Source organism: Sphingomonas bacterium (genome assembly GCF_903643035.1).
Classification (GTDB): Bacteria; Pseudomonadota; Alphaproteobacteria; order Sphingomonadales; family Sphingomonadaceae; genus Sphingomonas.
Genome location: NZ_CAHJWW010000217.1, coordinates 1 through 4650, shown reverse-complemented (window position 1 = coordinate 4650; position 4650 = coordinate 1). Strand labels below are relative to the sequence as shown.

Below are 4650 nucleotides of genomic sequence, written 5' to 3'. Positions count from 1 at the left end.
TCGATGGGCGCGCGCATCGTTCTCGAACTTGCTCGACGAGGTAGCGTCGGCAATGTCGTCGCACTCGACCCGGGCGGTTTCTGGCGCGGCTGGGAGCGCAGCTTCTTCAAGATTACCATCGGCCTTTCCGGGCGCCTGCTGCGGGCGATGCGACCCGTTTTGCCGATGCTCAGCCGGAACTTCGCATCGCGTACGGCGCTGCTCGCTCAGCTATCGGCGCGCCCCTGGGCGCTCGATCCGCACACTGTAGCTACCGAACTGACAGGGCTTAGCACCACGCCGACGTTCGATGCGCTGGTCGCCGACTTGGCCTCTGGCCCCGAGCAGAGCGGTCCTGCTGCCGCGTCGACCGGGCGCATCGTGATCGGCTGGGGTCGACAGGACCATCTTTGCCTGCCGAGGCAGGCGACACGTGCCATCGCCGCTTTCCCCTCGGCCAACCTGCACTGGTTCAAGCGCAGTGGACATTTCCCCGCTTGGGACATGCCAGATGAAGCCATCGCCGTTATTCTTGCGGCTACGAGATAGCAGGGCGTCATAAGACCGGCCCTTCGCTGCACCGTTGCCAAGAATAGTAGCTGAACCAGCGTCCGCTGTTGGGAGCCGACAAAATGGGGCTGAGTGACCGGCTTTGGGGTGTTGGCTTCAGGCTCTGGACAGCCGCGTCATCTCTCGCTGACGCAGTCGCGCGCACGGGCGACCTCTACCATCCGCTGCGACATCATTCCGGGTGGCCTCAGCCGTCGTCTCCTGACATGTGTCCAAGTTCGCGCAGGCGCGATCGGGGGCGACGGATTGATGAATAGCAAGGTTGTCGCCTTCGGCGATCGAGCGGACGTCCTTGCGCAGACGCGCAACCTCAAGATGGCTCGATCGCAGCACGCCTACGTCCGCGGCAGCACGGTCAAGTTCTATGAATGGCTGGCCGAGAGCGAGGGCAAGGTTCCCGTCGGCCCGTCAATCTGGATCTGCGGCGACTGCCATCTCGGCAACCTTGGTCCGCTGGCCGATACCGACGGCAACGTCGAAATCCAGATCCGCGATCTCGACCAAACTGTCATCGGCAATCCGGCGCACGACATCATCCGGCTGGCGCTGTCTCTGGCGGCTGCGGCACGCGGCTTCGACCTGCCGGGCGGCGTCACCGCGCGAATGATCGAGGCGATCGCTGCGGGCTACGTCGCCGGACTGACCGAGCCGGCGAAGGCGATCGATGCCCAGCCCGAGCCCGTGCGCAAGCTGCTGCGCCTCGCTGGCCGGCGCCGCTGGAAGCATCTGGCCAAGGAACGCATCGAAGACGTGCGGCCGGTAATTCCGCTCGGGGCCAGGTATTGGCCGATGGACAAGGACGAGCGCCGGCTAATGTCCGACATGCTCGCGTCCGAGACCGCGACGCAGCGCTGGAGCGCCATGGCCGGGGCCAACGACGACGTTCCGCTCGAGCTGCTCGACGCAGCCTATTGGATGAAGGGCTGCAGTTCGCTCGGCCGGCTGCGCTACGCCGCGATCGTGCGGCATGGCAATGGTGACCTGTCGCTCCTCGACATCAAGGAAGCGACCAAAGCCGCGGCTCCGCGCACGGCCGACGCCGAGATGCCGCGCGACAACGCCGTACGCGTTGTTACTGGTGCGCGCGCCCTTTCACCGAACTTGGGTGAGCGGATGATTGCCGCCCGCCTAGGCGATACCGCGGTCGTGGTCCGCGATCTCATGCCGCAGGACCTGAAGACCGAACTCGACGGTCTCGCCGCGGACGAGGCCAGCGCGGTCGCCTGGTCGCTCGCCGCCGTCGTCGGTCGGGCCCATGGGCGCCAGCTCGACACGCATCAGCGCGACGAATGGGCCGGCGCGCTCCACACGCGGTCGAAGAGCCTCGATGCACCGTCGTGGCTGTGGTCGAGCGTCGTCGAGCTCGTAGGCGTGCACGAGTCCGCCTACCTCGATCATTGTCGCCGCGCACTTCTGGCGGCTTGAGAGGGTAATGCCCTTCGGAAGGTCTCGCATGTCAATCAAGGCAGTCCTCTTCGACATCGACGGTACACTCGTAGACAGCAACGACCTGCACGTGCTCGCCTGGCAGGAGGCCTTCGCGGCGGTCGGCGCTAAGTTCGACCGGCAGCGGATTCATGATCAGATTGGGAAGGGGACGGACATGCTCGTGCCGGCGCTGCTCCCCTACGCGGATGCAGCTACCCAGGAGGCGTTGGGCGAAGCCCACGGCGCAATCTTCAAAGCCAAGTTCATCGACCGCGTACGGCCCTTTCATCGCGCGCACGACCTGCTGGCTCATGCCCGCTCGCTTGGACAGCGCGTGGCGCTCGCCTCGTCGGCGGCGAAGGCCGAACTCGACCACTATCTCGACCTCCTCGACGCACGCGAGCTGGTCGAAGTTACCACCAGCAGCGACGATGTCAGGCAAACCAAACCGGCACCCGATATCTTCGCCACTGCGCTGAGCAAATTGATCGATGTAGACCCAAGTGAAGCGTTCGTCGTTGGTGACACGCCGTACGATGTCGAAGCCGCTTTGAAGGCCGGCATCGCGGCGATCGCCGTGCGGTCCGGTAAGTTTAGCGACGACGTGCTTCGTCAAGCGGGCGCCGCCGCTGTCTACAACGATGCCGCGGCGTTGCTAGCGCACTACGGGTCATCACCGCTCGGGCGTTGATCCCTAGCTGAACGAACGGCTGCTTTCGGTTAGAGAGCCAGCGGCTTTGGGTAACCGTAACTGGGGTAGCCTACTAACCAAGGCACTGCGTTGGTGGTTGTTGATGGGCCAAAGCGCGACGACTTTGGAATGTGCCGCGACCGCAACCCCCGCGGCGATCCGGCCATACCGAAGACGCCTCATCAGTCTGGGTCGGAAGCAACTACGCTTCCGCCAGCACGGGCGGTGAGGCGTTCGCCGAAGTCGGCGGTGAGCTCCCGCAACCCGGCACCGGGCTCGACGATGACGACCTGGCCGGCCGCGCCGACGAAGCGGACCCCGGCATTGATAAGGGCCATAATCGCCGCCAAGTAGAGCGCGCTTCGCACGCGGAGGATGTCGCGCGGCGAGGCGACGTAGGCGAAGGCGACAAAGTTGACCGAGCCGCCCGGGGTTAGCGAGTCGATGTAGACGCTCGGCGCGGGGTCGGCGAGCACCGCCGCATCGGCGTGGAGGACGCCGGCGATCAGCTCCAGGGCGCGCGCGGCGTCGGTCGCGGCGTCAATGCTTAGCGCCAGCTGGACGCGGCCGCGGGGGTCGCCGAGCGTCTTGTTCTGGACCGGCTTGGTGATCAGATCGGAGTTGGGGACGATCAGCGTCGTCCGGTCGGGCTGGAGGATCTCGGTAGCGCGGACACGGATATTGCGGACGTCACCCTCGATGCCGCCGACGTTGACGAGGTCGCCGACCTTGATCGGCCGCTCAATCAGCAAAATAATGCCCGAGACAAAGTTCTGGACGATTTGCTGCAAGCCGAAACCGATGCCGACCGACAGCGCGCTGGCGATCAGGGCAATCTGGCCGAAACCGAGGCCGGCAGCGGTCAGCGCCCACAGCAGCACCAGCGCAATGCCGAGGTAGCGGATGCCGGTCGCGACCGAGTTGCGCACCCCCGCATCCCACCGCGTCACCGGCAGGAACCGCCGGGCCAGCCAGCGGTCGACGATGTGGACGAGACCCAGCCCAAGAAGCAGGCAGCCCACCGCGATCGCCATCGACCGGGGCGAGACTACCAGGGAGCCGAGGCGAATCGCGCTCGCTCCGGCGAAGCGCGCGCCGACGACGTCGCCGTTGCGCCCGAACGGGGTCAGGGCGAGGCTGACGGCGCCTAGGACGACCAGCACTTGGATAACGGCCGAAGCGACGACGCCGATCTGATCGACCGTCGGCTGGCCGAGGTTGACGACGGCGGTGAGGAAGTGTGCCAGCCGGTGGCCGGGACGAAACAGCTCGGCCAGCGCGTCGTCGGCGAAGCGCAGGACAAGATAGGTCAGGGCGACGAGAACGCCGATCCAGAAAACTTGGTTGGCGACGAGGAAAGCGAGCGTGGTGAAGCCGCCGAGGACGGCGCCAACGGTGACGACGATGGCCGCGGTCAGCGCCAGCGCGATCAGGGTGACGACCGCCCCGCGGACCGGCGCGTCGTGCGCCTCGCTGCCCTGTTCGTCGGTATCCTTCGCTCGGTCGTCGCCGAGGGCGGACAGGATAAGGCCGAAGACCGCGGCATAGGCGAGCGCGATGACGCAGTTCGCCGCGACGGTCGCGGCGAGGCTGGCGCCGATGACGCTGTTGGTTCGGCTGACCACGAAGCCGATGCCGGTGATGGTGGCGATGATCCACGCCAGCGACGACGCGCGGGCGGCCAGAGCCGGGGATACGGCGATCAGTCGGTCGCCCGGCTGCCTGGCGCCGACAAGCTGGCGCGTCAGGTTGACGATCACCGCCCCCCAAACGACGGCGACGACGACCGCGTCGCCGAGCTCCGTCGCCTTCGCCGACAGCAGCCCGGCCCAGCGCAGGCCGAGCCGGACGGCGAGAACGGCGATGCCGGGCAAAACGACGCCGGCGACGATGGCACCGAGCGCGCGCGCCGTGCGGTGGAAGCCGGCGGCGGGGTCGGGCTTCCGCTGGGTCGACGGCCCGGCCTTGCCCGACTATCCGTT

4 protein-coding genes are annotated in these 4650 nt (G+C 66.8%); 3 read left to right on the top strand and 1 reads right to left on the bottom strand.

Annotated features, from left to right (window positions below; all coding sequences use genetic code 11):
• From HUV01_RS12250 to HUV01_RS12240, 3 genes are all read left to right on the top strand, one after another.
• Positions 1–528, top strand: a 528-nt coding sequence (locus HUV01_RS12250; RefSeq protein ID WP_174298525.1) for an alpha/beta fold hydrolase, incomplete at its 5' end; no start/stop codon positions are given.
• 270 nt (positions 529–798) lie between these two features.
• Positions 799–1974 (top strand): DUF2252 family protein, encoded by a 1176-nt coding sequence (locus tag HUV01_RS12245; RefSeq protein WP_174298524.1) that lies wholly within the window; start codon positions 799–801, stop codon positions 1972–1974.
• A 28-nt stretch (positions 1975–2002) separates the two neighbouring features.
• On the top strand, positions 2003–2668 hold the full coding sequence (locus HUV01_RS12240; protein WP_174298523.1) for an HAD family hydrolase: 666 nt from the start codon (positions 2003–2005) through the stop codon (positions 2666–2668).
• A 182-nt stretch (positions 2669–2850) separates the two neighbouring features.
• On the opposite strand, the gene HUV01_RS12235 is transcribed toward HUV01_RS12240, so the two are convergent.
• The gene (locus HUV01_RS12235; protein WP_174298522.1) at positions 2851–4542 is read right to left on the bottom strand and encodes a mechanosensitive ion channel family protein; all 1692 of its coding nucleotides are present in this window, start codon (positions 4540–4542) and stop codon (positions 2851–2853) included.
• Between the last annotated feature and the right edge of the window lie 108 nt (positions 4543–4650).